This window comes from Bacillota bacterium, from assembly GCA_040754675.1.
GTDB lineage: Bacteria > Bacillota > Limnochordia > Limnochordales > Geochordaceae > Geochorda.
The window spans coordinates 1-4719 of sequence record JBFMCJ010000321.1 but is presented as its reverse complement, the minus strand read 5'-3'; the positions used below and the strand labels follow the sequence as shown (position 1 = coordinate 4719).

Genomic DNA, 4719 nt, shown 5'->3' with positions numbered 1-4719 from the left:
CGACCTCCCGTGAGCAACCTGTTCGGCAAGAAGGGCAGGCGGTTCCTCGCGGAGCTCGTGCTGCCCAAGACGGAGGAGATCATCCTGGGGTCGTGCCTCGAGCTCATCGATGAACTCGACCGGGAAGTAGCGGCGCTGGAAGGGGAGATATACGAGGGCGCAAAGCAGATGCCCAAGGTCAAGTTGCTCCTGCCGGTGCCGCGCCTCGACGTGATAAGCATCATGACCATCCTGGCGGAGATCGGCGACATCTGGCGGTTCCGCTCCCCCGAGAAGATTTTCAGCTACGCCGGGCTCGTGCCTCGTGTCCACTCCTCCGGGAAAACGCGCTACACCGGGCACATCACCAAGGCGGGCCGCAGCACGTCACCTGGGGTTGCCCTTACCGTACCACGGAATTAAGAACCACGTTGGGCAAAAAGAACCAAGTGGCTCAACGGGCTCCACTGTCAGCTCCCCGGGAACTTGCCCCTAACCACACCCGCGGTCAGGGCGTCACTGGGCGGAAAGCGTGCCTACCTGGCTCCCAGCCGCAGGCTGGAGCGGGATGGCTCGCATACGGTGAGGCCGCAGGCTCTGGCCTCCTCACGGGCGTAACGGAAAACTCCCGGAGGCGCCGTGTCTATAAAGGCTTGAGCAGTGCGATATACCGCAGCACGGTTGCCTGGCGGAACTAAATCGTTGAGGACAATTATCTTGTGGCCCGCAGCCAAATCAATTCCCGCCCTTTCTGCGCGCCGCTCAATGTGTGCCACCACACTTGCAACGTCAGCTTCAACCAGGGGATCGATCCGTACCAGCAGCGCTACATCAGCCTCCGGCGGGAACGCGGCCATAAATTCAGCGATGGCTTGAAGCCACCTATCGTGCGGATCCCTCCAGTCGGGAGCTAACAAGAAGTTGAAGCGGCCGGCTCCCGCCACCTCCAGGGGGGAGACCGCACGGGATGCCACTTCACGAGGCGTCAAGGGGCACCGGTGGTACTCAGGATCGAACGCCCTTGTCAACAGTGAACCGTACGGGATCGCATCGGTAGCGTTACCTTCATCGCGGAGAAACCACTTGGCGCGAAAAACCTCCAGGTTCTTCCTCATGAGCGCTGCATAGTCGATGCTTTGAGCGAGGAAAGTCCGGCTGCCAAGGTGGTACACGAAAGCGTCGTCAGCTATCCATATTCGGAATCCGGCAAGCTGGGCTCGGATGCAGAAGTCGTCGTCCTCGAAATTGCCTATGCCAAAACTTGAATCGAAGCCACCGACACGGTCCACCACCTCACGTTTTATGAGCATGCAAAACGCGACCGCACGGGGCGAAAAGAACCCCATGTACTTTTTCTCGAGCGCCCTCTTCCTTGCATACTCTTCCATGTTTTCAGCGTCATTCGCGTCCGGCTCTGCAACGCGCTGGCTTCCCGAAACACGATTGCTCCTCGGGCCCACTATGCCGACACCTGGTGCGCGCAAAGCGCGCAGCATAGGGCTCAACCATCCTGGCGGAACAACCACATCATTATTCATCACCACAATCTGGCTTCCTCCGGCAGCATCTATACCCTGGTTGCACGCGTAGGCAAATCCCGTATTCACTTCGTTTCTTATGACCCTCACATTTGGGTAGCGGTCGGCCAACGCTTGGAGGTATTCGGGAGTCTCATCTGTAGAACCATTGTCAATTACAATTAGCTCAAAGGGCTCCGTCGTGTTCCGGAAGACACTATCCACGCATTGCCGCGTAAGCTGGACCTCGTTCCAGCACGGGATCACAATGGAAGTCAATCCGTCACCTTTTTTGGAAGGCTCGAAGCCCACGCGTGAGCTGGGGCGCGACCGCAGGCACATCTTCAACGCGTTCTGCACGTCGAGCCTTACCTTGTCAAATCCATACCTTTCCTTTACAAGGGCAAGGCCCCTCATGGAGAGGTCGTGCCAGAGGTCCCTGTCACGGTACAGACGCAAAACCGCTTCTGCGAAGGCCTCTGGGGTGTCAGCGATGAGCACATGCTTCCCGTCTTGCAGTCCCATGCCTTCTGTCCCAACCGACGTGCTGACGACCGGGAGTCCGGCTGCGAGTGCTTCCGCGATCTTTCCCTTCATTCCCCCACCGGCACGCAAGGGAGCGACCGAAATTCGAGCCTCACCAAGGTACGGCAATACGTCGGGGACGTATCCGATCAACGTGATCGAACCACCGGCGAGTTCAGCTTGGGAGCACAGCTGACGGAGCACCGGAGGAGGCTCGTTGCCCACAATGCGCATGGTCATCGCCGGTTCCTCGCGCACAATCAAAGGCCAGACCGACTCCAGAAACCAGCCAACGCCGTCTAGGTTGGGGCGGTGAAGGAAATTACCCACGAATATAAGCCCCGAGCGTCGCGAAAAACTGCTCCCGATTGGATGAGGTTCGTGTACGTTGGGAATCGTAGCTACCCGCACAGCCGGCACAAGAGAACGCACGAGATCCCGCTCAAGTTCGGTAACAGTGATCACTACGTCCGCATTTGCGCAGGCCGACAACTCCTGGTCCCTTGTCCGTTGCCAGCCGCCGGTCAGGCTACTCCCTACCTCCTCCAGTCTTTTCTCCCGGACAAAGTGTAAGTCAACCGTATCGAGGACGAGACAAGCCTCAGGCGTCACCTGACGAACCACGGGAGTACACAGCGCGGCCAGCTGATACCCCTCAACCCATACGACGTTCGGGGCAAACGACGCTAGCAACACAGCCAATCGCTCGAGCTTGCCCTGCTCGCCTTCGTGGACGTCGTCCCCCCCGACCACCACCACTCCCATTCTTCGAAGAAGGCTTACGTAGGTTTCCAAACCCGAGGACTTCCAACAGAAGAACGCAACAGAATGTCCCTCTTCCAGGAGCATCTGCACGATGTGGAATAATCTCTGGCTTCCTGAGCCCCTGTCGTATACGGGTGGGACCACGTCCACAACGAGAATACGCAAGGGGGGCACCCTGCGAGCGGCAAGTGGGACACACTCCAAACGGGCGGGGTACTGCCTTTGAAGAACGGCTGTCCACTTGTCGACGAACTTCTGCTTATTGACCACCTGGTACCTTTTCAGCCCTGAGGTAAGGTCGCGTCCTGCAGTAGCTCCCTCCACGTGCTGAACCACCGCGCGGGGCTCGTATATAACCCGCCACCCGCGGTTGCGTATGGCAAAACATAGGTCGGCGTCCTCGTAATATGCAGGAGCGTAGCGCGGATCAAACGCCCCCGCGGCCCAAAACACGTGCGCCTTGACCAGCAGCGCCGCAGCGCTGCAATAGTCGACATCCCCTGGCTCGCTGAACTCCCTCAAGTCTGGGTTACTTCCCCGGCCATAGTTCCACCCCGAACCATCGGCGAAAATGATTCCGCCGGCCTCCTGGAGACGCCCGTCGGGATATACAAGCTTGGCTCCCACTGCACCCACATCCGGCGGCGCAGCCGCAGCGATGAGTGCATCCAGCCAACCAGGCTGCGGCCTGGTATCGTTGTTCAAGAAGACCAGATACCGACCTCTCGCCACCTCCGCCCCCTGGTTACTGGCAAGCGTGAACCCCACATTGTGGGTGTTTGACACCAGGCGCACGTCCGCCTGTGCCGCCAAGAACTCTGCCGAGCCATCCGTCGAACCATTATCAACCACCACAATCTCGTACCGTTCAGCCGGACCGGAATTGGCACGCACAGCTTCAAGACAGCTCTGGAGCATGGCCAGCCCGTTCCAATTCACGATCACGATTGAGACATCCGGTTCCCCTGGCTGGCTGGGCCACTCGTTTCTCCCCGCAACGATTACAATCTGGTACGCTGTCAGCTCGGAGAGCTCCGGGCCGGTCACGCGCTCAAGGCACACGTCCCCGAGTTTCACCGTGATGGGGAGCCGCGACGGGTTGGCAGGCATGCTCAGCCGGGCATCCGGCTTCAGGTAGATCTCGTGCACCCGCAACCCCGCACTCTCGACCAGCTCGCGGGCCCGAGCCACCGTAAAGTAGCGGAGGTGGGTACGGTCGAAAATCCCTTCCAGCGAGTAGTCCCAAGAACCTTCGGCTATCCGCGCCACTTCTGCGAGATTCCTCAGATTGGGCAGGCTCAGGACGAAGACTCCCCGGCGGCTGAGCAGCTTCGCCAGGCGGGAAATTACTGACCACGGATCGACCAGGTGTTCCAAGACGTCACCGCAAACGATCACGTCAAAGCCTCCCGCCGGCGGCTGAATGTCCGCTACCGAGACGTCTCCGGTAATGACCTTGTCCAAGACCTCTGCCGCCCGGCGCGCCACCTCCGGGACGATCTCGACACCCACCACCAGCCGATCCCCACGCTGAGACTTCAACACCCTCCCCAACGCTCCACTGCCACAACCCACATCCAGAACAGTACGAGCCCAGTGTGGCACGCGTTCGATGATTTCCTCGCGGACGTGGTCGTAGTACCCGGACCCGCGATCGCCTGTCGAGGTTCGAGCTGCCATCCTTCACCGATCACCTTCCTCGGGGGTCCCCATTTTATTGCAGCCGCGGTGATTGCAGCCGCGGTCGTGGCTCGTCACAGTGCAACACGCAGGTGGCGCGCCAGGGCGTCGCGCCAGTGCGGGAGCCGGTAGCCCAGGACGTGCGGGAGCGGGAAAGGGTCGAGAACCGAGTAGCGCGGCCGCGCCGCAGGGCGCGAAAGGGCTGACGTGGGGATGGGCTCCACCCTGGCGGGCAGGCCTGCCAGCCTGACCG

General features: G+C 60.3%; 3 protein-coding genes. 1 reads left to right on the top strand and 2 read right to left on the bottom strand.

The genetic code is table 11. From position 1 onward, the window contains the following. On the top strand, positions 1-402 hold a 402-nt coding region (locus AB1609_15845; protein MEW6047925.1), incomplete at its 5' end, for a transposase. Positions 403-515: 113 nt separating this feature from the next. Here AB1609_15845 and AB1609_15840 read toward each other — a convergent pair. Further along, positions 516-4466 (bottom strand): glycosyltransferase, encoded by a 3951-nt coding sequence (locus AB1609_15840; protein MEW6047924.1) that lies wholly within the window; start codon positions 4464-4466, stop codon positions 516-518. A 74-nt stretch (positions 4467-4540) separates the two neighbouring features. Continuing rightward, entirely contained in the window at positions 4541-4690 is a 150-nt protein-coding gene (locus AB1609_15835) for a sugar nucleotide-binding protein (GenBank protein MEW6047923.1), read from the bottom strand. Positions 4691-4719 lie beyond the last annotated feature (29 nt).

Coding starts and splice junctions, on each gene's coding strand:
- AB1609_15840 (MEW6047924.1), bottom strand. CDS start 4,466: ATGGCAGCTCGAACCTCGACAGGCGATCGCGGGTCCGGGTACTACGAC.